22 protein-coding genes, 3 tRNA genes and 2 pseudogenes are annotated in these 24,470 nt (G+C 70.8%); 17 read left to right on the top strand and 10 right to left on the bottom strand.

The genetic code is table 11. The annotated features are described in order from the left end of the window. On the top strand, positions 1-468 hold a 468-nt coding region (locus AXK61_RS24290), incomplete at its 5' end, for an IS5 family transposase (protein WP_156485578.1). A 1-nt stretch (position 469) separates the two neighbouring features. Here the strand turns inward: AXK61_RS24290 and AXK61_RS06190 are convergent. Then, positions 470-1,231, bottom strand: a pseudogene (locus AXK61_RS06190) (MFS transporter); the annotation flags it as partial. A gap of 28 nt (positions 1,232-1,259) precedes the next feature. Between AXK61_RS06190 and AXK61_RS06185 the strand changes: the two are divergent. From AXK61_RS06185 to AXK61_RS06175, 3 genes are read left to right on the top strand one after another with little or no spacing between them, the layout of a single operon-like run. After that, positions 1,260-2,240, top strand: a complete 981-nt coding sequence (locus AXK61_RS06185) for a GlxA family transcriptional regulator (RefSeq protein ID WP_068744280.1) — start codon at positions 1,260-1,262, stop codon at positions 2,238-2,240. Positions 2,241-2,290: 50 nt separating this feature from the next. Beyond that, positions 2,291-3,418 carry an acyltransferase family protein gene (locus AXK61_RS06180; protein ID WP_068744279.1) on the top strand — a complete coding sequence of 376 codons (1,128 nt, stop codon included), beginning with the start codon at positions 2,291-2,293 and terminating at the stop codon, positions 3,416-3,418. Next, positions 3,415-4,626, top strand: a complete 1,212-nt coding sequence (locus AXK61_RS06175; protein ID WP_068744278.1) for a hypothetical protein — start codon at positions 3,415-3,417, stop codon at positions 4,624-4,626. The genes AXK61_RS06180 and AXK61_RS06175 overlap by 4 nt, the downstream gene beginning before the upstream one ends. Here the strand turns inward: AXK61_RS06175 and AXK61_RS06170 are convergent. Then, on the bottom strand, positions 4,599-5,033 hold the full coding sequence (locus AXK61_RS06170) for an acyl-CoA thioesterase (RefSeq protein WP_082789235.1): 435 nt from the start codon (positions 5,031-5,033) through the stop codon (positions 4,599-4,601). The genes AXK61_RS06175 and AXK61_RS06170 overlap by 28 nt on opposite strands. Continuing rightward, on the bottom strand, positions 5,030-6,115 hold the full coding sequence (gene hisC / locus AXK61_RS06165; RefSeq protein WP_231855453.1) for a histidinol-phosphate transaminase: 1,086 nt from the start codon (positions 6,113-6,115) through the stop codon (positions 5,030-5,032). The genes AXK61_RS06170 and hisC overlap by 4 nt, the downstream gene beginning before the upstream one ends. Positions 6,116-6,260: 145 nt before the next feature. Here hisC and AXK61_RS06160 point away from each other — a divergent pair. From AXK61_RS06160 to AXK61_RS06145, 4 genes are all read left to right on the top strand, one after another. Further along, positions 6,261-6,352: transfer RNA gene (locus tag AXK61_RS06160), tRNA-Ser, on the top strand. A gap of 38 nt (positions 6,353-6,390) precedes the next feature. Continuing rightward, positions 6,391-6,463: transfer RNA gene (locus AXK61_RS06155), tRNA-Arg, on the top strand. Between the two features lie 127 nt (positions 6,464-6,590). Then, positions 6,591-8,180, top strand: a complete 1,590-nt coding sequence (locus tag AXK61_RS06150; RefSeq protein ID WP_068744276.1) for an FAD-binding protein — start codon at positions 6,591-6,593, stop codon at positions 8,178-8,180. A 57-nt stretch (positions 8,181-8,237) separates the two neighbouring features. Further along, positions 8,238-8,615 (top strand): DUF779 domain-containing protein, encoded by a 378-nt coding sequence (locus tag AXK61_RS06145; protein ID WP_068744275.1) that lies wholly within the window; start codon positions 8,238-8,240, stop codon positions 8,613-8,615. A gap of 24 nt (positions 8,616-8,639) precedes the next feature. Here the strand turns inward: AXK61_RS06145 and AXK61_RS06140 are convergent, their stop codons facing one another. After that, the gene (locus AXK61_RS06140; RefSeq protein WP_068744274.1) at positions 8,640-9,350 is read right to left on the bottom strand and encodes a phosphatase PAP2 family protein; all 711 of its coding nucleotides are present in this window, start codon (positions 9,348-9,350) and stop codon (positions 8,640-8,642) included. A gap of 124 nt (positions 9,351-9,474) precedes the next feature. Between AXK61_RS06140 and AXK61_RS06135 the strand changes: the two genes are divergently transcribed. Beyond that, positions 9,475-10,173, top strand: a complete 699-nt coding sequence (locus AXK61_RS06135; RefSeq protein WP_231855452.1) for a hypothetical protein — start codon at positions 9,475-9,477, stop codon at positions 10,171-10,173. Between the two features lie 446 nt (positions 10,174-10,619). Here the strand turns inward: AXK61_RS06135 and exaC are convergent, their stop codons facing one another. From exaC to AXK61_RS06120, 3 genes are all read right to left on the bottom strand, one after another. Then, positions 10,620-12,143: an acetaldehyde dehydrogenase ExaC gene (gene exaC, locus AXK61_RS06130; protein WP_068744272.1), complete on the bottom strand. Its 1,524-nt coding sequence runs from the start codon at positions 12,141-12,143 to the stop codon at positions 10,620-10,622. Positions 12,144-12,278: 135 nt separating this feature from the next. After that, complete coding sequence (locus AXK61_RS06125) at positions 12,279-13,511, bottom strand: GAF domain-containing protein (RefSeq protein ID WP_068744271.1); 1,233 nt, start codon at positions 13,509-13,511, stop codon at positions 12,279-12,281. Positions 13,512-13,580: 69 nt separating this feature from the next. Next, on the bottom strand, positions 13,581-15,608 hold the full coding sequence (locus tag AXK61_RS06120) for a CocE/NonD family hydrolase (protein ID WP_082789233.1): 2,028 nt from the start codon (positions 15,606-15,608) through the stop codon (positions 13,581-13,583). A gap of 208 nt (positions 15,609-15,816) precedes the next feature. Here AXK61_RS06120 and AXK61_RS06115 point away from each other — a divergent pair, with 208 nt between their 5' ends. The 3 genes from AXK61_RS06115 (at position 15,817) to AXK61_RS06105 (ending at position 17,429) form a co-directional block, all read left to right on the top strand. Beyond that, on the top strand, positions 15,817-16,257 hold the full coding sequence (locus AXK61_RS06115) for a DUF6918 family protein (protein WP_068744270.1): 441 nt from the start codon (positions 15,817-15,819) through the stop codon (positions 16,255-16,257). 2 nt (positions 16,258-16,259) lie between these two features. Beyond that, on the top strand, positions 16,260-16,652 hold the full coding sequence (locus tag AXK61_RS06110; RefSeq protein WP_068744266.1) for a RidA family protein: 393 nt from the start codon (positions 16,260-16,262) through the stop codon (positions 16,650-16,652). Positions 16,653-16,814: 162 nt separating this feature from the next. Continuing rightward, entirely contained in the window at positions 16,815-17,429 is a 615-nt protein-coding gene (locus tag AXK61_RS06105; protein ID WP_231855451.1) for a putative glycolipid-binding domain-containing protein, read from the top strand. A 17-nt stretch (positions 17,430-17,446) separates the two neighbouring features. Here the strand turns inward: AXK61_RS06105 and AXK61_RS06100 are convergent, their stop codons facing one another. Next, a complete protein-coding gene (locus AXK61_RS06100) occupies positions 17,447-18,415 on the bottom strand; it encodes a prephenate dehydrogenase (protein WP_068744262.1) in 969 nt (322 codons plus the stop codon). A 78-nt stretch (positions 18,416-18,493) separates the two neighbouring features. On the opposite strand from AXK61_RS06100, the gene AXK61_RS06095 reads away from it, so the two are divergent. The 3 genes from AXK61_RS06095 (at position 18,494) to AXK61_RS06085 (ending at position 19,613) form a co-directional block, all read left to right on the top strand. Then, the gene (locus AXK61_RS06095; protein WP_068571444.1) at positions 18,494-19,012 is read left to right on the top strand and encodes a tRNA adenosine deaminase-associated protein; all 519 of its coding nucleotides are present in this window, start codon (positions 18,494-18,496) and stop codon (positions 19,010-19,012) included. A 29-nt stretch (positions 19,013-19,041) separates the two neighbouring features. Further along, positions 19,042-19,476, top strand: coding sequence for a nucleoside deaminase (locus tag AXK61_RS06090; protein ID WP_068571540.1), 435 nt, complete (start codon positions 19,042-19,044; stop codon positions 19,474-19,476). Between the two features lie 46 nt (positions 19,477-19,522). After that, positions 19,523-19,613, top strand: a tRNA-Ser gene (locus AXK61_RS06085). A 110-nt stretch (positions 19,614-19,723) separates the two neighbouring features. Here the strand turns inward: AXK61_RS06085 and AXK61_RS06080 are convergent. Then, the gene (locus AXK61_RS06080; RefSeq protein ID WP_068744260.1) at positions 19,724-20,404 is read right to left on the bottom strand and encodes a DUF2306 domain-containing protein; all 681 of its coding nucleotides are present in this window, start codon (positions 20,402-20,404) and stop codon (positions 19,724-19,726) included. Positions 20,405-20,514: 110 nt separating this feature from the next. Here AXK61_RS06080 and AXK61_RS06075 point away from each other — a divergent pair, with 110 nt between their 5' ends. Beyond that, on the top strand, positions 20,515-21,351 hold the full coding sequence (locus tag AXK61_RS06075; RefSeq protein WP_068744259.1) for an arylamine N-acetyltransferase family protein: 837 nt from the start codon (positions 20,515-20,517) through the stop codon (positions 21,349-21,351). On the opposite strand, the gene AXK61_RS06070 is transcribed toward AXK61_RS06075, so the two are convergent. Next, positions 21,338-21,739, bottom strand: coding sequence for a hypothetical protein (locus AXK61_RS06070; RefSeq protein WP_231855450.1), 402 nt, complete (start codon positions 21,737-21,739; stop codon positions 21,338-21,340). The two genes, AXK61_RS06075 and AXK61_RS06070, sit on opposite strands and share 14 nt — an antisense overlap. 27 nt (positions 21,740-21,766) lie before the next feature. Between AXK61_RS06070 and AXK61_RS24285 the strand changes: the two are divergent. After that, a pseudogene (locus tag AXK61_RS24285) lies at positions 21,767-24,178 on the top strand (MMPL family transporter); the annotation flags it as partial. Positions 24,179-24,470: the final 292 nt, after the last annotated feature.

The following is a 24,470-nucleotide window of genomic DNA, read 5'->3' as shown; positions in this document are numbered from 1 at the left end:
ACCAAGATCCACGCAGCAGTCGACGGTCAGGGGCGTCCGCTCGCGGTGGTCGTCACCGGCGGACAGCGCAACGACGGCGCCATGCTCACCGAGGTCCTCGCCGATATTCGGGTACCGAGATGCGGGGCTGGGCGTCCCCGCACTCGCCCGGACGCGGTCGTCGCCGACCGGGCCTACACCAGTGGCGTGAACCGGCGGATGCTCGCCGGCCGGGGTATCAAGGCAGTCATTCCGCAGAAGGTCACCGAGATCGACGCCCGCCGCCGCAAGGGCGCCGCGGGTGGTCGGCCACCGACATTCGACACCGATACCTACAAGGGCCGCAACGTAGTTGAGAGATCATTCAACGACACCAAGCAATGGCGCGGACTGGCCACCCGCTACGACAAACTCGCCATCACCTACCGGGCCGGGGTCGTGCTCCAAGCATGCTTGCGATGGTCACGACTATTGGGAGACACGCCCTAGCTGCCAGCAGCCAGAACGCCGGTCGTCGGGCGCCCAGGACGAGTCCGGCGAAGGCGGCCTTCACCGCGCCGCCGGCCGGGGCCGCCGGCGTCACCACGGAAACGCCGCCGTACGGCGCCAGGCCCTTGTCGGAGGGCCACGACCGCAGCAGCAGCCCGGCCACGGGGATCACCGCCACCGCGACGGCGGTCACCACGAGCGTCGCGATCCGCCAGCCGTGCGCCTCGGACAGCGCGGCGACGATGGGCAGGAAGATCAGCTGTCCGGTGGCGCTGGCGGCGGTGAGCACGCCGGTGACGAGGCCCCGTCGTGCGACGAACCAGCGCATCGCGATGGTCGCGACGAACGCGGTCGACAGTGAGCCGGTGCCGAGCCCGACGAGCACGCCCCACAACAGCACCAACTGCCAGGCGTCGGTCATGAACACGGCGAGCCCGGTGCCCGCGGCCACGAGCGCCAGCGCGCTCACGACGACCGGCCGCACACCCAGCTTGTCCATGAGTGCGGCTGCGAACGGCGCGGTGAGTCCGAACAGCGCCATGTTCACCGACATCGCCGCGCCGATGGTGGCGTGGGACCAGCCGAACTCCATGTGCAACGGATCCATCATCACGCCGGGCACGGATCGGAAACCCGCCGCACCCAGCATCGTCACGAAGGCGACGCCGGCCACGATCCAGGCGTAGTGAGGGGCGCGCAGGCGCCGCAGGGGAGTAGTCACCGCACTAGATTCCCGGATCCGGCGACGCCGAACCAGTGGCATCACTGACAAGATATGAAAGAATACTGCCATGCATACGGTGGCCGTCCTCCTCCTCGAACCGATCATCGGCTTCGACGCCGCCATCCCGCCGATGTGCTTCTCCGAGGCGACCGATGAGGACGAGCGGCCGCTGTACCGGGTGATCACCTGCGGCGTCGATCGGGAACCCGTGCGGGCCACGGGCGGCTACGCGATCACCCCGGAGGCCGGCCCCGAGGTGCTCGCCGTCGCGGACACCGTCATCGTCCCCGGCACGAAGATCCCCGGCCCTCGGCACGAGGGCACGCTGCCCGACGACGTCCGCGCCGCCCTCGCCACCATCCGACCGGGCACCCGCATCGTGTCGATCTGCACCGGCGCCTTCGTGCTCGCCGCCGCGGGACTGCTCGACGGTCGCAGCGTCACCACCCACTGGAAGTACGGCGCGCAGCTGCGCAGGCTCTATCCGCGGGTCGGCCTCGTCGACCACGTCCTGTTCACGGACGACGGTGACGTGCTCACCTCCGCGGGCCTGGCGGCCGGCCTGGACCTGTGCCTGCACCTCATCCGCGCGGATCACGGTGCGGCCGTGGCCAACAAGGTCGCGCGGCACTGCGTGGTCCCGCCCGGTAGGCCGGGCACGCAGGCGCAGTTCGTGGACGCGCCGGTCCCGGCGAGCGGGACCGGCAGCACCGTCGACGTGCGGGACTGGGCGGCCCGGCACCTGGCCGAGAACCTCGCCGTCGACCTGCTCGCCCGCCGGGCCGGCCTGTCCGTGCGCACGTTCAACCGACGCTTCCGCGAGGAGACGGGGCAGACGCCGGGCGCCTGGATCCTGCGTCGCCGGCTGGATCGCGCCCGAGAGTTGCTCGAGACCACCGACCTGTCGGTCGACACCGTCGCGGAGGAGTCCGGGCTCGGCACGGGCGCGAGCCTGCGCGCGCATCTGCGGCGCGACACCGGCATGACTCCCCTCGGGTACCGGCGCGTGTTCCAGGAGCGGGTGCTGCAGGACGCCCCGGGGGCCTGACGCGCCGCCCGGCGCCGCCGGACCCGATCGCCGCCGGGCAAGATGGACGGATGCAGGGTCGAGTGGCGCCGTTGACCGGGCTGCGGGCGATCGCCGCGGCCGCGGTCTGCCTCACCCACGCGGCCTTCTCGACCGGCCACTACACCGACGATCTTGTCGGACACCTGTGGGCGCGGTTGGAGATCGGCGTCCCGATCTTCTTCGCGCTCTCCGGTTTCCTGCTGTTCCGGCCGTGGGTACGCCTCCTGCAGGACGGCACGGGCCACCAGCCGGACCTGCGACGGTACGCGTGGCACCGGTTCCGCCGCGTCGTCCCGGTGTACTGGGTCGTCGTGATGTCCGTCTACCTGCTGGGGTTGGTGCGACCCGAGCCGAACCCGTCGGGCCGGGGTGTCGACGGTCTGGTGCGCAACCTCACCTTCACCCAGATCTACGGCTTCGGGCACCTGCGCGTGGGGCTGACCCAGGCGTGGAGCCTCGCCGTGGAGATGGCCTTCTACCTGGCCCTTCCGCTGTTCGGTTGGCTCCTCACCGCCGTGCTCTGCCGGTACCGGTGGCGCCCCGCCCGGCTCCTGGTGGGCCTCGCCGCCCTCGCCGCGATCACCCCCGTCTGGATCCTCGTCGCCCCGGGTATCGAGCTCACCGCGCGGATGTGGCCGCCTGCGTACCTGTGGTGGTTCGTCGCCGGTATGGCGCTCACGGTCGCGGTCCCCGTGGTCCGATGGTGGCCGGCCTGGGCCACGCCCGCCTCCCTGGCTGTCGCGGTGACGGCGTTCGTCGTCTCCGCCCTACCGGCGATCGGGGGACCGCCGACGATGGTGCCGAAGAGCGTGCTCGAGGCGCTCGTGAAGTCGGCGCTGTACCTGGTCGTGGCGACAGCGCTCATCGCGCCTCTCGCGCTGGCGCCGACCTCACGTTCCCGGTATCACCGGGCGTTGGGCGCCCGGCAGACGGTGTGGCTCGGCGGCATCTCCTACGAGTACTTCCTGGTGCACCTCATCGTGATGGACGTGCTGCTCCTGGACGTGTTCGGGTGGCCCCCGTTCACCGGGAACATCGCGATGGCCTTCCTCGCGACCTCCGCGGTGAGCATCCCCCTGGCGTGGGCGCTGCGCGCGGTGCTGCCCTTCGGGGATGATGGGGGACGCGATCGATCGGCGGAGGAGGTGCAGCGATGACGGGACCGGATCCTGAGGTGCACATCGACGCGCCCGTCCGCCGCTGGTGCGATGCGCGCGCCATCCCCATGCCGCGGCGGGAACTGTCTGACGAGGCCGCCCTGCTCATCGCCGCCGGGCACCTCTCGCCCGCCGGTCGTGAGGTGGTACTCAACCGCTTCGACACCGAGCGAGCCTTCCCCGATCTCGGCGGCTACTCCAAGCTGCGCCGGCTCAGCCGGATCGCCGAGCACGAGGCCGCGTCCGGCGCGCCCGCCCGGCCCGGCTGGTCCGACGGTGCGCCCCCGAGTCCGTTCCAGCAGGCCCGCAGCGCGGCCGAGGCCGTGCGCGCCGCCGACGCGCGGCGCAAGCTCGCCGGCTTCCGGCACGCCTTCACCCTCAACCGGCTGTCCTTCGCCGCGGGCGTTCGGGCCGTGCGCCGCGCCCGCAAGGACGCCGTGCACCTGGATCTCGACGAGCGGGACGCCCTGTTCGACGCGCTGTGCCTGACGCCGCTGCCCGTAACCCCGTCGGCCGCGGCGGTGGCGGCGCGCACCGTCGCCCGGGTCGCCGGGCCGGTCCTGCGTCTCGCGCCGCAGGTGGCGGGCTGGGTCGACGGACACGGCGCCCCCGACGAGCGTCTCCTGATCTTCGAGGACCGCTACGACGTGCTGCTGTTCGTCGCCGGCCTCGTGTACGACAAGGTCACCTACTCGCGCTCGGTGAGCGCGGGCGAGTTCGACGAGCAGCTCGGGCAGCTGGACCTACCGACGGACCTGGTCCAGATCTCCGCGGACGTGGCGCAGCTCAAGGGCGTGTGGGGGCAGCTGCGGTACGCGCCGGGGCTCGCCGACGGCACCCGCTCCGGCGAGCTGGACAAGGTGTGGGACGAACTCGTCGACCGCGTCACGGCGCTCACCCGCGTCGGCGACCTGGTGGACGTGGCCGACGCCAAACGTCCGCGGCGGATGTCGATCGAGTCGATCGACCAGCAGATCCACGAGCTGGTCACCCGCTCCGGCGAGCGCGAGATCTCGACCGAGAGCGCCCGCCGCGTCGCGGGCCAGATCATGGGCGCCAAGGGCGACCTCCCGCGAGCGCTGCCCGACGGTGCCCGGCCCGCCCTTCCCGGTGCGGGCGCGGAGGGCGCGGCTTCCTCCTCGTCGCCCGACGGTGCACCCCGGGCCTGGAAGCCGACGCCTCAGGCGCGGGACCAGGACGCGAGGTAGGTCTTCTCCTCGTCGGTGAGGCGACGCAGGCTGCGCTTCTCGATGTCGACGACGGCCATCTGCGTGGTGGCGAGGATGGCCGGCTTCGATTCGGGCGCAGCGCCGTTCGCGCGCACCTCGTAGCCGATGGTGAAGTCGACGCTGCGGTTGCCTGCGATGTACATGCCCACCTGGACCGGCGAGTCCTCGTGGTACAGCTGGGCTTTGTACTTGATCGCGACGTCCGCGATGAAGGCGCTCTTGATCAGTGGCGCGTACTTCTCGCCGGCGGAGAGCAGCCACTGGATGCGGGCCTCCTCCAGCAGGGTGACCATCCGCGCGTGGTTCACGTGTCCCAGGGCGTCCATGTCGGACCAGCGGACGGGAACGTGTGCGGTGAAGGCGAACTCGTACCGCCCCAGGCTCACCGCTGCCAGCCCGTCGCGAAGGCGAGGAAGGCGTCGTTCTCCTCGGGGGTGGTCACGGTGACCCGGACGCCGGCACCGTCGAAGCCGCGGACCAGGAGGCCGGCCTCGGCGGCGTCGGCGGTGAAGCGCAGCGAATCCGCGCCCAGCGGGAGCCAGACGAAGTTGGCCTGGGTGTGGGGAACCTCGAAACCCGCCCCGCGCAGGGCGTCCCGGACGCGACCCCGCTCGGCGACCACGGATTCCGTACGGGCCAGCAGCTCGTCGTTCGCCTGCAGCGAGGCGATGGCGGCGGCCTGTGCCGGCGCGCTCACCGAGAACGGCAGGTGCACCTTGACCAGCGCGGAGATCAGCTCGGGGCCGGCGATGGCGTAGCCCACCCGCAGGCCCGCGAGGCCGTAGGCCTTCGAGAAGGTGCGCAGCGCGATCACGTTGGGGTGCCGGGCGATCAGTGCGGCACCGTCGATGCGGTCACCGGTCTGATCGTTGGGACGGTGGTACTCGTAGTAGGCCTCGTCGAGGGCCACGACGACGTGCGGCGGCACCTTCGTCAGGAAGTCCTCGAGCTGTTCCTCCGAGACCGTCGTGCCCGTGGGGTTGTTCGGGTTGCAGACGAAGACCAGGCGCGTGCGATCGGTGATCGCGGCGGCCATCGCGTCCAGGTCGTGCACGTGATCGACGGTGAGCGGCACCTGGATCGGCACGGCGCCGACCACGCGGGTCACGATCGGGTAGGCCTCGAAGCTGCGCCACGCGAAGACCACCTCGTCGCCGGGTCGGCAGGTGATCTGCACGAGGTCCTGGCACAGCGCGACGGAGCCGCATCCCACGTGCAACTGGTCCTCGGTGACGCCGGTCAGCTTCGCCAGCTCGGCCTTCAGGGCGACCGCGCCGTTGTCCGGATAGCGGTTCGCGACCCGCACGACCTCGGCCAGACGGGCCGCGACCGAGGGGAGCGGACCGTCGACGATCTCGTTGGAGGCGAGCTTGATCGCGCCGGGCGCGGACTTGCCCGGGACGTACGCCGGGAGGGCATCGAGATCGGAGCGGATGCTCAGGGCACGGGGCTGGTTGTCGGAGGCCACCCGGCCAGGGTAGTCCCGAGGTTCGGCGGCCGGCATCGCGCGGGGTCTCGCCTGGTGTTTTGTGAACCGGGACGGGGTTGTGTAATGTAGCTGCTCGGCGGTTGCGCGTGACCCGCAAGGTTCGCTCGCGCAGCGCGTCCGATTTGGAGGCGTGCCAGAGCGGCCGAATGGGACTCACTGCTAATGAGTTGTCCGGCCAACACCGGACCGGAGGTTCAAATCCTCTCGCCTCCGCCACGTCGGTCTTCGGACCGGCGAGAATTGAATATGGGTATGCGCCCGTAGCTCAGTGGATAGAGCATCTGACTACGGATCAGAAGGTCAGGGGTTCGAATCCCTTCGGGCGCACAGTGCAAGAACGCCAGGTCGGCAACTACGACCTGGCGTTCTTGGTTCTGCTGCTCGGTTCCACCCGGGGGTGCACGAGGGTTTCTGTAACGTGTTCTAGAAATCGACACGGAACGGGTGGCTGAGCATGGGTGACTGGGATCTGTCGGCCGAGGTGGTCGTGGTCGGCTACGGCGGCGCCGGGGTCGTGGCCGCGCTGGCGGCGCGGGAGGGCGGCGCGGACGTGCTGGCGCTGGACCGCTACCTCGGCGGCGGCGCGACGGACCTGTCCGGCGGCATCGTCTACGCCGGAGGCGGCACGTGGGTGCAGCGCGAGGCCGGGGTCGAGGACACCGTCGACAACATGTACGCCTACCTGCGGGGCGAGGTGGGCGACGCCGTCTCCGAGGCCACGCTCCGCAGGTTCTGCGAGGGATCACCAGCGATGATCGACTGGCTCACCGGCAACGGCGTGCCCTTCGACCCGTCGCCCTGCCCCTACAAGACCTCGTACCCCACCGACGACTACTACCTCTACTACTCGGGCAGCGAGAACTCGTACCCCGATCGCGCCCTCCCGCGCCAGCGCGGACACCGCGCCCACGGCCCGGGCGTCTCGGGCAAGGCCTTCTACCGCCCGCTTGCCGCGTCCGCCGCGCGGGCGGGCGTGCGCGTCCGGACCGGCACGCGCGTCACCGACCTCGTCCTCGACGAGGGCCGGGTCGTCGGCGTCACGGCCCGCACGCTCGACGGTGCCCCGCCCGCCGTCCTGCGCCGGTTCGCGGCCCTGACGAAGCTCTCCGCGAAACCCGGTGTCTACCACCAGGGATTCCGATCGGCGATCCAGGCGGTGCTCGACCGGATCGAGCGACGGCACGCTCGCACGATCCGTATCCGCGCCACCTCGTCGGTGATCCTCACGACCGGTGGATTCATCGCGAACCGCGCGATGGTGGCGACGCACCGCCCCGGCTTCCCGTGGGACGAGGGCCTGCCGCTGGGTACCGCGGCCGACGACGGCAGCGGAATCACGATGGGGCACAGTGTCGGTGCCGCCGTCGACAAGATGGACCACATCTCCAATTGGCGGTTCGTCGGCCCGCCCAGCGCCTTCTTCGCAGGACTCGCCGTGGGCGGCGACGGAGGTCGCATGATCGACGAATCCCGGTACGGCGCAGCGCTCGGCGACGCCCTGGCGACCCGCCCGGATCACCGCGGCTGGCTGCTCGTGGACGCACCGCTCCTCGCCGAGGCGCGCACGCAGATTCCGCAGCAGTCCACCTGGTTCCAGCGGCTGCAGACGGAGCGACTGCTCAGCCTCGGCGCGACGCGGGGCGCGACGCTCGAGGACGCCGCGCGCCGGGCGGGGATCAACCCGACGGGGCTGGGGCGCACCGTCGACGCGCACAACCGGGCGATCGAGGCCGGGCAGCCCGACCCGTTCGGTAAGCCCGACGCCGTCCGTCGGCCGATCGAGACGGGCCCGTTCACCCTCCTCGACATCTCGTTCCGCGCGCGGGTCAGCTACCCCATGCCGATGATCACTCTCGGCGGCCTCGTGGTCGACGAGGAGACCGGTGCGGTCCTGCGACCCGACGGTGCCCCCGTTGCGGGGTTGTTCGCCGCCGGTCGTGCGGCCGTCGGCGTGTGCTCGAACTCCTATGTCAGCGGACTGTCGCTGGCGGACTGCGTGTTCTCCGGCCGGCGGGCGGGCGCGCACGCGGCGCCGAACGACTGAACCGGCATCCCCGTCGTTCGCGCTGTGTTACCGTCGAAACAGGCGGAAGGACCGGACATGGACGAGCGGGTCGAATCGACGCAGGCGGCGCGGGAGATGCTGCGTGAGCTGTGGGACGGCAACGGCCCGCTGCTGATCCACCAGAGCGGCGGATGCTGCGACGGCTCCGCCCCGATGATCTTCACCGTCGACGAGTTCCGGCTCGGCGATGCCAACGTGCGGCTGGGCACCGTCGAACTCGGGGACGAGCGGGCCGTGCCGGTCTGGGTGTCCGACGGCGAGGCGCGGGTGTGGGAGAACAGCGTCCTCGTCCTCGACCTGGAACCCGGCCGCGCGGCGGGCTTCTCGCTGGAGGGCTCCACGGGGAAGCGGTTCGTCTCCCGGGTGCGGATCACGGGCGCCGACGGTGCCGCCTGCCCCGCCCCACAGACCTGACGGCACGGCGGCGCGGCCGGCCGTTCAGGGCGCGGCGTGACGGGCCGGACGTGAGCGCTGCGCACGCCGCCGCTCGACGGTGTTCGACAGCCACCGGTCCCAGCGCGCCCACGAGTCCGGCGGAAGCAGCGCCAGGCCCATCGCTACGCCGGCGAGCCCGACTGCGAATCCCGCTGCGGTGTCCGAGAACCAGTGCACGCCCAGGTACAGGCGGCTCGCCGCCACGATGCCGATGACGATCGCCGGTACGGCCAGCGCGAGGAGACGCCGCAGGGCCGGCCAGCCGACGGTGACAGCGACCGCCGTGGCGAGCAGCAGGGCGGTCGTCCCGGTGACGTGGCCGGACGGGAAGCCGTAGTCCGACTCGTTCGTGAGGTGGTCGATCACCGGCGGCCGCTGCCGCGCGAACAGAGACTTGAGGACCAGTGTGATCGCCGATGCGGCGGCCGTCGAGCCGAGGACGAACACCGCGGAAGCGGCGGACCGTCGCCATGCCAGTAGCGCGGCGAGCACGACGCCGATCGCAATCGTCCCGCCCGGAGAGAAGACATCGGTGACCAGCCTCATCGCCGCGGTGGTCCCGGCGTTGCGGTGCTCGACCATCTCCTCGAGCACCTCCCCGTCGGCCTCGGTGACGGGTTTCCACCCGACGAGCAGCCCGAGGGCGACGACGGCGGCGACGAGCGCGACTGCCGACGCGAGAAGGGCTCGGCTCCTGCCGGTGAGGGAGAACATCCGACCAGATTGCCCGGATGAAAGACGTTCGCGCAACCCAAGACCGGGTAAATACCGCCCCATGACGTCGCGGAATCGGGGTAGCGTCAGCAGACGAGGCGGGGAACAGCGAGGGTGAGGTGCGATGAGGAAGAGGTTGAGGCGGGCGCGGTCCGCGCGCATGAAGGGCAGCACGCTGTTCGCGGACGTGTCCGAATGGCAGCCGCCGCTGCCCGACGACTACCCCTACCGCTGGGTGTCGATCCGCTCCAACGACGGCACCTACCGGGACAGGCGCTTCGAGGCCAACTGGGCCACCGCGCGGCGGATGCTCGACGACGGCCGGCTCGTCGGCGCGATCGTGTACGCCGTGGTCCGCCCGAACTGGGAGGAGACGCTCGGCGTGCACCTCGAGATGCAGGGTGAGGACCGGCCCGACGTGGTGACGATGGCCGACGTCGAGTCGTGGAGCGGGCAGATCACGGGCGATCACTCCGACGCCTTCAACGGCTTCGTGGCGGGCGCGTCCGGGTGGCGGGGTGGCACTGCCGGGGAACGGCCCGTGCGATGCGTGGGCTACCTCAACCCGAACGACATCGGCATCTGGCCGAGCCTGCCGGACATACCGTTCGTCGTGCCCTCGTTCGGTGCTCCACCGGACTTCGCCACCGCGCCCGAACTGGGGCGCCGCTACGTGGTCCAGCAGTACACCGACGGTGCCGGTCACCGGGCCGACCTGCCCCAGGGGTACGGAAAGGTGCACTGCGACATGAACATCGCCCACGGTCGGGACCCGTGGCAGCTCGGGGACGTACTCGGAACCACCGATATCCCGGTGGACTGAGTCAGTCGGAACGTTCGTCCGAGCTTCGGTGCGTGTCGGCGACGGGTCCGCGGCGTGTCGTCGCAGGGTTGCACCGAAGATCGGAGGGCGTTCGAGGACAGGGGCGATCCGGGGTCCGGTCCGGTTGGTCCGCACGGTGAGGAGGGTATGCGTGGATTGCATATCCCCTCCACTGAACAGGGCCTGTGACCTGCATCTTCAGGGGTATGCGTCGGGCACATAACCTACGAGAACAACCCCTCCCTTGTCGTGGCTGCCCCGCCCTTGTCGTGGCATGGCCCTGCGCCAGCGCCCGCCCCATGACCCGGCCGCCCCCACCCCGTGACCCGGCCGCCCGACGCGGGCACGGCGCACCGTCGGGCACGAGTACCCGGACACGCGAGCGGCGCCGCCCCCGGAGGAACGGCGCCGCTGACACCCTCACCTGGTGTCGGACCGAGGAGGGATCAGAAGAATCCCTGCGCGCCCGGCGCGTACGAGACCAGCAGGTTCTTGGTCTGCTGGTAGTGATCGAGCATCATCTTGTGGTTCTCACGGCCGATGCCCGAGTCCTTGTAGCCACCGAACGCCGCGTGCGCGGGGTACTGGTGGTAGGTGTTCGTCCACACGCGGCCGGCCTGGATGTCGCGGCCCGCGCGGTAGGCCACGTCGCCGTTGCGCGACCACACGCCGGCGCCGAGGCCGTAGCGGGTGTCGTTGGCGATCTCCATCGCGTTGTCGTAGCCGTCGAAGGACGTGACCGCGAGCACCGGGCCGAAGATCTCCTCCTGGAAGATCCGCATGCTGTTGTCGCCCGAGAAGATCGTGGGCTGCATGTAGTAGCCGCCGGACAGGTCGCCGCCCAGGTCCGCCGCCTCGCCACCGGTGACGAGCGTCGCGCCCTCGTTCTTGCCGATGTCGATGTAGGAGAGGATCTTCTCGAGCTGCTCCTTCGACGCCTGCGCGCCGATCATCGTGTCGGTGTCCAGCGGATCGCCCTGGATGATCGACTTGGTGCGGATCGCGCCGAGCTCGAGGAACTCGTCGAAGATCGGCTGCTCGAGCAGCGCGCGCGACGGGCAGGTGCAGACCTCGCCCTGGTTCAGCGCGAACATCGTGAAGCCCTCGAGGGCCTTGTCCTGGTAGTCGTCGTTCGCGGCCATGACGTCCTTGAAGAAGACGTTCGGGCTCTTGCCGCCCAGTTCCAGCGTGACCGGGATGAGGTTGTCGGCCGCGTAGCCGGCGATCAGCTTGCCCGTGGTGGTCTCGCCGGTGAAGGCGATCTTGCGGATGCGCTTCGACGATGCCAGCGGCTTGCCCGCCTCGAGGCCGAAGCCGTTGACGATGTTCACCACGCCCGGGGGCAGCAGGTCGCCGATGAGCGAGAACAGGTACAGCACCGAGACGGGGGTCTGCTCGGCCGGCTTGAGCACGATCGCGTTGCCCGCGGCCAGCGCGGGAGCCAGCTTCCAGACGGCCATGAGGATCGGGAAGTTCCACGGAATGATCTGTCCCACAACACCGAGCGGCTCGTGGAAGTGGTACGCGACGGTGTTCTCGTCGATCTCCGACAGCGCGCCCTCCTGCGCCCGCAGGCACGAGGCGAAGTAGCGGAAGTGGTCGATCGCCAGGGGGATGTCGGCGTTGAGGGTCTCCCGGACGGGCTTGCCGTTCTCCCACGACTCGGCGACGGCGATGGCCTCGAGGTTGGCCTCCATCCGGTCGGCCATCTTCATGAGGATGTTGGCACGGGCGGTGGCGGAGGTCCGGCCCCAGCCGGGCGCGGCGGCGTGCGCGGCGTCGAGGGCGAGCTCGATGTCCTCCGCGGTCGAGCGCGCGACCTCACAGAAGGTCTGGCCGGTCACGGGCGACGGGTTCTCGAAGTACTGACCCTTGACCGGCGCGACCCACTCGCCGCCGATCAGGTTGTCGTACCGGGACTGGTAGCTCATGACGGAGCCGGGAGCTCCGGGACGGGCGTAAACGGTCATGGCGTGCCTCCAGGTGAGTTGGTGACTTCAGTCACATTCCACCGTACGCAGTGATCGTTGCAACACCGTTGCAGTCGGTTGCAACCCGGATCGGTCCTGGTCGGGCTGCGTTGCCGCGCGGGCAGCGGAACCCGTTCAGGCCAGGTCGATTGCGATCGCCGCGAGGCGTCCGTCGGCCTCGGCCCGCGCCCGCGTGTCGCCGTGCGCCTGGAGCACGCGCCAACCGTGCTCGTCGTCCCGCGCGTCCGGGAGGTCCAGCCACCGTCGGAGGAGGCCCAGGTCCCGGCTCGCGAGCACCGCCGACCGCAGGCTCCCCGCGAGCTCGGCGCGCAGGCGCGCGACGCCCGGAGCCTGCGAGTTCGGCAGGAGGGGACCGCGGTACACGGCGAGCGCATCGGCGACCCGGCCCGCGCGGATGGACGTCGCCGCCTCCTCCGCGTCCGATGCCAGCGGCCTCAGGAGCCGGTAGGGGCGGGAGCCGAGGAAGTCCGCGCCGATGGTCTTGCGCAGCCGCGAGACCTCCGCCCGCACGGTGACCACGTCGAGATCGCGCTCGTCCAGCAGCAGCGCCAGGTGATCCGCCGTGAGCCCCTCCGGGTGCCGCGCGAGCAGCGCGAGGACGTCGGCGTGCCGACCCGTGAGCGGAACCTCCCGGCCGTCCAGTTCGAGCGCGGGCCTGCCGCCCAGCAGACGCAGCCGGGCCGACGGTGCCGGCGCGGGTTCGGTCAGCCGGAGCACGGCGAGCTGCCCCTCGACGGCGAGCGCCGCCGCCCGGACCAGCGCCAGGGCCTGCGGCGTCGCGACCTCCGGGCCGCCCGTCACGTCGAGGACGCCGACCGCCGCCCGGGTGACCGGGTCGTGGATCGGGACGGCGGTGCAGTTCCACCGATGCGCGAGCCGCGCGAAGTGCTCGGACCCGGCGATCTGCACCTCCGCGTCCAGCGCCAGCGCGGTGCCCGGCGCGTTGGTCCCCGCCGCGGACTCGCTCCAGTCGGCGCCCGGCGCGAAGTTCATGGCGGCCGCTCTGCGGACCGCGGCACCGTCGCCCTCCACCCACAGCAGCGTGCCGTCCCGGTCCGCCACGGCCACCATCGCGCCCGCGGAACCGTCGACGAGCAGGTGCCGGATCACCGGCATCACGCCGGCCAGGGGGTTGCGGGCCCGCAGCGCGTCCAGCGCCTCGCTGCCCGACGGTGCCCCGCCGTCCGGGTTCACGCCCCCGGCGCGACTGCGCTGCCAACTCTCCGCGATGAGCCGCCGCAGATGGGAGGCGCGCAGCGCTGCGTCGTCGACCGCACCGTCGACGAACTTGCTGTGCAACCGCGCGGCCGCACCAACGGACGCGACGGCTCGGGATCCGGCAACCATCGTGCTACCGAAGATAGCGCCGAAGCGGGCCGCCCGGCGCGATTCCGGCGGCTCGGGTGGCAGGACCGGTCACCAGCCGGGATCGCCGACCATCTGCAGGCTCACGTACGACGGCTGCTCCGGGCTCAGCAGCACCGTCTGCTTGCCGAACCGGGTCTTCACCAGGTCGGGAACGGTGGCCAGGTAGCGGGGCACGCTGCCCGCGTAGACGTCCACGCGCAGGCGGTGGCCCTCCTCGAGCAGAGCGTCGGTGGGCACCACGTCGATGTCCAGCTCGATGGTCTCGCCCGGCACCACCCGCTGCTTCGCCGACCAGGTGAGCGGATGGAAGGCGCTGAGCAGCTCGCCGTCGAGGTCGAAGGCGCTGCGCGCGGGATCGACGGCCCGGTTGGACGCCAGCAGGGCGCCACCCGAGAGCACCGTCGACGTGCCGTCCGGGGCGACGTCGTTGACCGTCACCGTCCAGATCGCCTCGTCGCCCTCGCACTGCGTCACCAGGTGGACGTTGATCGCGCCGCTCAGCTGCACCGGGACCGCCGCGGGCGGGGACGTGAAGGAGATCGCGCCGCGCTCCTGCACGCCCGCGTTCTCGCAGGCCGGGACCGCCTTCGTCAGGCCCGCGAGCACCATGGTCAGGTCGGGGGAGGCCAGGCCGCGCAGGTCGATCCGCGTGGACGCGGACTCGCGGCGGCGCGCCGGGAAGGTGGCGAGCGCACCGTCGTACTTCGCGTGGCCGGCCGTGCCCGACGGTGCCGGAGTGGCGTAGAGCCGCCGAGTACGGGCGCCGGTGCGGGGGAAGGACTCGCCCGCGGTCCAGCCGCCGCCCTGCTGCTTGAGAGTCACCGGGCCGTAGCGGTCCACACCGTTGTCGATGTCCTTGAGCCAGCGGTCGTACCAGGCGCGTTCGAGCACGTCGATGCGCGGCGGCGCCTGGGTGCCGCCGAAGCCCGCGCCCATGTCGAAGTGGAAGCCGTCGGTGATGACCATCTGCTTCTGTCCCGCAGGCAGATTCAGGCGCGCGAAGGTGCGGGGCGTGCTGCGGCCGAAGAGGTCGTGCCAGCCGCCGAACAGGAAGGTGGGCGCGGTGATCGCGTCGATGTTCGCGTTCCGCTCGGTGAAGTACGGGTTGTCGTTGACCCGCGGGTCGCGGCCCGTGAGCACGCCCGTCACGACCGACGAGATCTCCGTCGCCGGCGAGACGATGCGGCTGTGCAACCAGCGGAAGACATTGCCGTTCACCGTGTCCCGCAGCAGCGTTCGCGGGTTGTAGAGCCACTTCAGCGCGTTCACCGCGCCGAGCCAGAGCGGGATGAACACCGAGGGCAGGCCGCCCGTGATGTAGATGTCGCGGACGATGTCCTCGCTACCCTCGATCGCGAACACCGCGCCGAGGCCCTCCGGCGCGTGGCCGGCCGCCTGCAGCGAGTTGATCGCGGAGTACGACCAGCCGCCCATGCCGAGCTTGCCGTCGCACCAGGGCTGTTCGCGGGCCCAGGCCAGTGCCTCGACGGAGTCCTGCTGCTCTCGCGGTCCGAGGATCTGCCAGACGCCGTGCGAGGTGCCCGTTCCGCGGACGTCGACGATCACCTGGACGTAGCCGCTGCGCACGAGCCGCCGGTTGATGCCGAAGCCCTGCAGCAGGCCGCCGGAGAAGTCGACGGTGCCGCCGGTGAGGGCCTTCGAGGCGTTCGTCAGCGCCGGGCCGACGAACGCGGCGTGCGTCGTCTCGTCGATGGCGTCGACGATCATCCGGTTGTACGGGTTGAGGTTGAAGATCGCGGGGTAGGAGCGTTCGACGGGCACGCCGTCGAGCTCCGCGGGGCGGATGACGGTGGCGCGGAGCACCACCCCGTCGGACATCCGGATGTCGACATTGCGGTCGATGTGGACGCGGGGGTACGTGAGCCGGCCGTCGACGGCCTCGCGCCAGGCGAGGGCGTCGGCGCCGCCGGTGGGGTCTCCGAGGGGGAGGGCGTGATCGACGCGCGCGTGGTGCTCGCCGCTGACGGGCGCGGGCAGCGCGGGGCTGCGGTCCCACAGCGGGAACCGGACGCCCGACAGCCGGGCGTTCGCTCTACCGGATCGGCTGGTCGCCATCGCAACCCCTTCCTTCAATCGTCAACTTAGAACACCGGTGACATACCTCACAAATCCGGGGCCACGTTGTTACAGACCCGATGCAGAACAGTTGCATTCCGTGCGGTGTCCGGATCACGCCGGATGCAGCACTCCGCACGCGGCTCCGGTGCCCGATAGGCTCGATCCCGCACATCGCTGACGAAGACTCGAATCCCGGAGGTTCCCCATGTCGCTGACCACCACGCTCCTCGATCCCGCGCGCCAGCCGGCCGTCGTCGCCGACTTCGCGTCGGTCGTCGAAGCCGAGGTCGGCGACAAGAGCGGCCTGTCCGGCACCGTCATCAAGACCGCGTACGCGGCGGTGAAGAAGGTCTCGCCCTCGGTCATCGAGTCGGCCCTGACCAAGCTGCTGCCCGACTTCGCCGCGGCGCTCGACCCGTTCTGGACCGAGTTCTCGGCCCAGGGCCCCGGCGACTTCGGCCAGTTCCTCGCCGCCCGCGGCGACGCCGTCGGCGATGCGCTGCTCGCCGTGACCGATGCCAAGGCCGAGTCCACGACCCAGCCCGCGCTGCGCAAGGCCTACTCGAGCCTGCGCGGCAAGGCCAAGGAGAACGTCGTGGCGGCGCTGCCCCGCGTCGGCGCGGCCGTCCAGAAGAACGCCGCCTGATCATGGGGAAGGTGCAGCTCCACGGGTCGGACCAGCTGACCACAGCGGTCGAGCACGCCTACAGCGCCACGGTGTCGGCGGGCACCACCGTGCACATCGCCGGTGTCGCCCCGCTCGACGCCGGCGGCACGACCGTCGCTCCCGGCGACGTCCAGGGCCAGGTGCGCGCCGCCGTCGCCAACCTCCGGGTGATCCTGGGGGAGCGCGGCGCCGAGCTCGCCGACGTCGCGCGGCTGACGGTGTTCGTCGCCGAGCACCTGCAGGTCGACCTGCAGGTGGCGGTGGACACCCTCGCCGAGGTCTTCGTCGACCTGCCGCCGCTGTCGGTGATCGGAGTGAGTCGGCTCCGGTACGACGACCAGGTGGTCGAACTGGAGGCCGTCGCCGCGCTGTGACGGTGGGCCCGTCGCCCAGCCGGGCGACGGGTGGCCCGGAGGTTGCTGCCGCGCGCTGAGCGCGCAGCCGCCACCTGTGACAACGCGCACAGGGCCGCGGTCGCGCGAGCGCTTGCCACAGTGGTTCGTTCGCGCCGAAGCGCAGGGTCTACCGTGGAAGGCGTGAGTACGCCTTCTTCCGCAGATGCCGTGGCCACCGTGATCACCGGGGCGAGCTGGCCCCGGATCCTCACCTGGCGGTCCGCGGACGGGAACCTCCTCGAGTCGGTCCGGGTGCAGCTCAGCGGTGACCGGATCAAGGCCTACGGCCGGATCATCTCGGCGCCGACGGCCGACAGTCCCGCGTTCAACGCCTCCTACGACCTGGTCACCGACGACGAGGGCGTCACCAAGCGCCTGTCGGTGCACGCCCTGACGGCGGCCGGCGAGTCCCAGGTGACCATCGCCCGCGACGGAGAGAACCACTGGCTGGTCCAGGGAGCCCAGGGCTCCGAGCGCGGCTTCTTCTCGGGAGCACTGAGCGTGGACGTGCTCAAGTCAGCGTTCTTCAACGCACTGACCATCCGCCGGTTCGATCTGCAGACCCACTCGGAGGCCATCGACGTCCCCGTCGTGTACGTGGATCTGCCCAGTCTGCAGGTCAAGGAGACGGTCATCAACTACGACGGTGCCGCCGACGGCATCACCGTCATCTCGCCGGTGTCCAGCTCGAAGGTCTCCGTCGACGCCGACGGTTTCGTCGTCGACTACCCGGGGCTGTCGACCCGCGTCGAGTAGCTCGCGTCGATCGACACTCAGTCCAGAGAGGTGATCACGCCGCCCGCGTGACCGGCCTCGCGCAGCGCCCGCTGCCATCCCGCCCCGTCGAGCACGGGAGCGATCGGGGTGCGGCGGGCGTTCTCGTACCGCTTGCGCGCCGCGTAGCCCCGTTCGGTGATATCGCCGACGGTGCCCCGCCCGGCCAGTTCGGCGCGCGCGGCGATCAGCTCGGCGATCGTGTCGTCGAGCGCGTCGAGCAGGGCCTCGGCGTTGGCCTCGCACATCGCGTTCACCAGCGACGGTGCCGTGCCTGCCACCCGCGTGACATCGCGGAAACTGCTCGCGGCCAGGGAGTGGGCGAGCTGCTTGGCCGCGGGATCCAGTTCGGCGGTGATGGCCACGGCCTCGGCGACCACGTGCACCGAGTGCGAGATCCGAGCGACGGCGGCGTCGTGCTCGGCGGATCCCGCGGGCACGATCACGGCGCCGCAGTCCAGGCCGACGGTCGCGGCCAGGCGCCAGGCCTGCGCGGGAGTGTCGTCGTCGGCGGTGACGACCCAGGTGGCACCGTCGAACAGGGTGGCGTCGGTGGCCTCCCAGCCGGAGAACGCGGTCCCGGCCATCGGGTGGCCGCCGGCGTAGCGCCCCGTCAGGCCGGCCGCTGCGACCCGCCGCGCGACGTCCCCCTTGACGCTCACCGCGTCGGTGAGCCATGCGTTCGGGGCGTGCTCGGCGACGGCGGCCAGCACGCCGTCGAGGGCCGGGACGGGGACGGCCACCACGATCACGTGCCGGCCCTGATCGGCCCGCCGCAGGGTCGCGACCAGGTCGGACGAGGCATCGAATCCGGCGGCGTCCGCGTCGTCGACCGCCGCGGCCGAGCGGTTCCAGCCGTACGCCGGGCGACCGGCACGGCCCAGGGCCCGCAGGATCGAGCCGCCGATCAGGCCCAGGCCGAGGACGCAGACGGGGACGTCGGAATGAGGAGCATGCTGCGCGGACACCCCGACAGCGTTCCACAGCGGCGTTCGGAAGCCGTATGGACGTGTCGCGGACGGGCGTTTACGGATACGGTTTCACCCATGGCCGCACAGACCTCACCGGAGCGCTACGACGACACCGACGGCTACGCCGTGGCAGTGACCCGCGAGGAGACCACCTGGACCGTGCACCTCCTCGACCCCGGCGCGCTGGGCAGCATCGCCAAGGCCGAGCAGGAGATCAAGGCGCTGCGCGTCACCGGAGCGGTCTTCGGCGTGCTCAACGTCGACGACGAGTACTTCGTCGTGGTCCGGCCCGGTCCGTCGGGCACGCGCCTGCTGCTCTCCGACGCCACCGCCGCCGTCTTCGACGAGCTGGCCGAGCAGGCGCTGGAGCGACTCAACGTCGAGGTGCCGGACATCGACCCCGAGGAGATCGAGGAGACCGACCCCTGGCCCGAGGGCGACCTGGCGATCCTCGGCGACCTCGGACTCGGGGAGCAGGAGCTCAGCGTCCTGCTCGCGGACCCCGACCTGTACCCGGACGAGCAGCTCCAGGTGATCGCGGAGCGCCTCGGTTTCGACTCCCAGCTCGGCGCGGTCCTGGACTCGCTCGGCTAGTGGCCCTGCTGGACGCCGAACGCGCGGCCATGGGCTTCGCGCTCGAGGCTGCGGACCTCGCAGGGCCCGACGACGTGCCCGTCGGCGCTGCGGTCCTCGCGCCCGACGGTGCCGTGCTCGCGCTCGCGGGGAATCGTCGGGAACAGCTGGGCGACCCGACGGCTCACGCGGAGGTCCTCGCGCTGCGGGCCGCGGCGGCGCGGTTCGGCGACGGCTGGCGCCTGGGCGGTTGCACCCTCGCGGTGACCCTCGAGCCCTGTGCGATGTGCGCGGGCGCGCTCGTCTCCGCCCGGATCGAGCACCTCGTGTTCGGGGCCTTCGAGCCGAAGACCGGGGCCGTGGGCTCGGTCTGGGACGTGGTCCGCGACCCGCGCGTCACGCACCGGGTGACCGTGCGTGGCGGCGTCCGTGAGGCCGAGTGCGCCGCCCTGCTGACCGACTTCTTCACCCCGCACAGGCCGTGACCTGCCGATTTAACGCCTGAGACGTCTTCCGGTAAAGTTTCGCGACGGTGGCGTGTCCGAGCGGCCGAAGGTGCAGCACTCGAAATGCTGTGTGCGGTAACCCCGTACCGAGGGTTCAAATCCCTCCGCCACCGCCAAGGGAATGCCCCGTGACCTGCAGTGATGCGGATCGCGGGGCATTACTCGTTCGTGCGGTGTCACCATGCGTGGCTCACAACGCACATCCGTTTCCGGAGCGGGTGCCCGCTCACACGTCGGTCCGTGCGGCAGTCGCTGCCGAGATGCCCCGGTCACGCGATGACCGCGCCGCTGGAGACGACGTTCGGGCGCGCCCGCGCCGTATCGGTCGCCGCAGCCACCACTCGCAGAAGGCGAGCGCGATGAGCCAGCTCGGCAGCGCGACGATGGCCGGCCCCCAGGCATCGAGGAAGGACTCGGGCACGCCTGCGGCGCCGAGGACCAGGAAGGCGATCGGCCCCAGGATCCGATTGATGATCACCGAGTACATCAGCGCGGCGCTGCGCAGCATCCAGCGCCGGTGGGCGGCCACGTCGCGCCCGACGATCGCCCGCACGCCGAGCGCGGTGAACAGCAGCATCAGTGAGCCGAGCGTCACGTTGGACACGGCGTTGACCGGCCCGAACGGCGTGACCGTCCCGATCGCGATGGCCGCGAGCCCCACGGGCAGCGCGCACGCCACGTAGATCCGGCCGGCGATCCAGTGGTACCGCGCGAACCAGCGACGTCCGAGCTGGACCAGCCCGGCGAGCATGGCGACCGACCCGAGCAGGATGTGCCCGACGAGCAGTCCGTAGTACCAGTTCGGGGCGTTCTCGATCGGCACGCGGCTCCCGCCCGTGAGGTACGGCGGCAGGGAGTAGGCGAGGAACACCAGCACGATGAGGGCGCCGGCCAGCAGTTTCTTCATGTCCGGAACGCTAGGAGCCGCCGCCGCGCGCACGGATCACCCGCGCGGGTGGCGCTGCGTAGTCCGCTCGGGTGAGAGACGATGTCCTCGTCAGCCGGAGGGGGATGTGTATGAACGACGACGGTGCCTGGGGCGCGCCCGATCTCGATCTGCCGCGGTATCTGTGCCGTGTCGGCCTGGAGTCCCCGCCGCCTCCCGATCTCGCCGGCCTGTCGGCACTGGTCCGTGTCCACGCCCTCACGCTGCCGTGGGAGAACCTCGACGCGGTGCGAGGCATCCCGGGCGATCTGACGATCGACGCGCTGCAGCGCCGCATGATCGACGGCCGCCGCGGCTACGGCTGCACGGGCCACGTCCCGCTGCTCGCCGCGGTCCTGCAGCGCACGGGGTTCCGGTTCGGCGCCGCGTCCGGCCGGGTGCTGGTCGACGGTCGGCCGTCCGCGAGCACGCACGCCCTGTTGCTCGTCGAGGTCGACGGTGCGCGGTACCTCGCGGAGGTCGGCTTCGGCGCCGTGCCGACCACGCCGCTCCGGCTGGAATCGGGCCTCGAGCAGGACACCGACGGCTGGCGCTACCGGCTCACGGCCGCGCACGTCGGCTTCGGCGAGGAGTGGCAGCTGGACTTCCTCGACCCGAGCTCGGGCCAGTGGCGCCCGCAGTACCGGTTCGCGCTCACCGACCGCACGTGGTCGGACCTGCGGATGACCAACTTCTACGTCGCGACCTCGCCGCACTCGCCCTTCCGCGGCCGGATCATGGCCGTCGTGAACCGGTCGGGCGAGCGCCACGTCCTCACCCGGGACGCGGTGATCACCACCCGCCCCGACGGCTTCAAGGAGTCCGTGCCGTACGCGACGGCGGACCGTCGGGCGATCCTGGCCGAGACCTTCGCGATCGACCTGCCCGAGGACGAGGCCGCGGAGCTCGCGGCCGTCAGTGGGAGCTGAAGAAGCCGATCGCCCTGTCCCCGTTGTCGCAGCGCGCGAGCATGCCGGGGGTCGTCGGGAAGGTGCAGTTCCAGCCCTCGACGGTGACGGGCCGTCCCGTCGCGATCTTGGGCCCGAAGGCGGTGGCCACGCGCATCGCCTCGGCGCAGTCGACCTTGGTGGCCCCGAGGGCGTGGACGTACAGGGCCCCGTCGGGGCCGCGGGTCTGGCCGCACATCTCGGCGCGGGTCTCGGAGGCGGCCGCGGTCGTGGTGGCCGACGGTGCGCCGGACGGCGCGGGGGCGGTGGACGAGTCGGAGGAGCTGCCGCAGCCGGCCAGGAGGAGGCCGCACGCTGTGGCGGCTGCGACGGCTGTGACAGGCGTTGCGATGCGCTGAAAGGCGGTCATGCCCTGCACAGTACCCGCGCCTCGGTGATGAGCCTCACAAAACTGCCGGTCAGCGACTTTATTGCGGATGGAAACCATCGGTACACTCGACAGCGACTCGTATCACGCAGCTCTCGCGCCTCGACGACTAGGAGTACCTCCATGGCACTGTTTCTGTACCGGGTGGGTAGGTTCGCCTACCTCAACCGATTCAAGGTCATCGCCGTGTGGCTGTTGCTGCTCGTCGGCATGGGGCTCGGCGCCGCGGCGCTGAGCAAGCCGACCGTCGACAACTTCTCGCTGCCCGGCCTGCCCTCGGCGAAGGCCACGGACATCGTGTCCGAGAACTTCAGCGACAAGGGCGGGGACCCGTTCACCACGGCGTCAGCGACCATCGTCTTCCACGCCACTCAGGGCAAGCTGACGGATCCCGGTAATGCCGCCGGCATCGACAAGACGATCGCCGACATCAAGGCGCTCACGAAGGACGGCGACGACGGGCAGAAGGTCACGGTCGTCAAGGACCCGGAGCTGCTGCACAACCCCACCGTCGAGCTCGACCCGAACAGTCTGACCGCGGATCAGAAGGCACGGCTCGAGACGATCGCCGCGCAGGGCAAGGACATCGCGTCCACCAAGACGCAGGCGCAGAAGGACGCGGACGCGGCGGTCACCTCCTCCGTGAGTCCCGACGGCAAGACGGCGAAGATCACCGTCAACTTCGTCGACAAGGTCACCGAGCTGCCGAAGGACCTGTCGGACAACCTGAAGAAGGCCCGCGAGGCGGGAGCGGCCGCGTCGGGCGGCACCCTGCAGGTCGAGGCCGACGGTTCCGCCGCGCGTGGGAACGCCGACATGGGTATGACCAGTGAGATCATCGGCATGATCGTCGCGGCGATCGTGCTCGTCATCACCTTCGCCTCGCTCGTCGCGTGGGGCCTGCCGCTGATCAACGCGATCATCGCCGTGCCGGTCGCGATCTGCGGCGTCATGATCGCAACGCACTTCGTGGAGCTCGGCACCTTCCCGACGGTCCTCACGTCGATGATCGGCCTGGCCGTCACCATCGACTACGCGCTGTTCATCGTCTCGCGGTACCGGCACGAGCTCCGGCGCCTCGGCGCCACCACACGGGAGCAGCGGGCGGAGGCCGCGGGCATCGCGGTGGGCACCGCCGGGTCGGCTGTCATCTTCGCGGGTCTGACGGTGATCATCGCGCTCGCCGCGTTGGCCTTCATCGGAATGGACTTCCTCGGCCAGATGGGCGTCGCCGCCGCGTGGGGCGTCGGTATCGCGGTGGTCGTCGCGCTCACTCTGTTGCCCGCGATCCTCGGGCTGTTCGGCTCCAAGGTCTTCGCCGGCCGGGTCAAGGGCCTGCATCCGCAGGACACGGACGAGGGCGAGGGCCGGGTCGCCAACGGCCTGCGCTGGGCACACGTGGTGAAGAAGGTCCCCGTCGTCACTCTCATCGCCGGCGTTGCGGTGCTCGGCATCCTGGCGATCCCGATCAAGGACATGAAGACTGCGCTGCCCGGTTCGGGCATGAGCGAGAAGAGCACCTCCGAGCGCAAGGCCTACGACCTCGTCTCCGACGGCTGGGGCAAGGGCGCGAACGGCACCCTGCTCGTCGCGGTCGACGGTTCCGGGGCGAACCAGGACCAGCGGCTGCGTGCGTACTCCCAGATCGTGGACAAGATCAACACCGACCCGAGCATGTCGAAGCTGGTCGAGAACGCGCAGATCGCCGCGCTCGCGCCGAACAACAGCGCCGCGCAGATCATGGTCACTCCCAAGGGCGGGCCGAACGATCAGGACACCAAGGACCTGGTGGACAAGCTCCGCGCCCTGCCGAACGGCACGAACGGCACCATCAGCCGGCTCAACGTGGACCTCGGCGTGGCCGGTAACACCGCCATCGAGATGGACATCTCGGACAAGCTCGGTAAGGCGTTGTGGATCTACGTGGCCATCGTTGTCGGCCTGGCCTTCCTCCTGCTCCTCATCGCGTTCCGCTCGATCCTGGTGCCCCTCACCGCGGTGCTCGGCTTCCTGCTGTCCGTGGTGGCCACCTTCGGCGTGACCTCGGCGATCTTCACCGACGGCGCGCTCGGACTCATCGACAACACCCAGCCGCTGGTGTCCTTCCTGCCGATCTTCCTGGTGGGCATCGTGTTCGGCCTGGCGATGGACTATCAGGTGTTCCTGGTCTCGCGGATGCGGGAGGAGTTCGTGCACACCGGCGACGCGACGGGCGCCACGATCACCGGCGTGCAGTACGGCGCCCGCGTGGTGACCGCCGCAGCGATCATCATGATCTCGGTGTTCGCCTCGTTCATCCTCAACGAGCAGGTGTTCATCAAGGAGATCGGCTTCGGCCTCGCGGCCGCAGTCCTGCTGGACGCCTTCGTGGTCCGGATGGTGATCATCCCGTCGGTCATGATGCTGCTCGGCAGGTCGGCGTGGTGGCTGCCGAAGTGGCTCGACAAGATCCTGCCGAACGTCGACATCGAGGGCGAGGCGCTCGTCGCGATGCTCGGCCGTGGAGACGCGACGGCCGACACCGTCGCCTTCCCCGCCCCGGCGACCGCCGAGATCCCGGTTCCCACGGAACAACTCGTCGCCGCCGGCCCCACCGACGTGTACGCCCGCGGCAAGGCCCGCGTGCAGCAGCTCAACGGGGCCGCCGGCGTCGATACCAACGGCGTCAACGGGCATGCGAACGGCGTCGCGCGTCCCTCGGACGCGCCCACGG

Source organism: Tsukamurella pseudospumae (assembly GCF_001575205.1).
Taxonomy (GTDB): Bacteria; Actinomycetota; Actinomycetes; order Mycobacteriales; family Mycobacteriaceae; genus Tsukamurella; species Tsukamurella pseudospumae.
The sequence above is the reverse complement of the archived record's forward strand: the minus strand, read 5'-3'. Positions and strand labels throughout refer to the sequence as shown.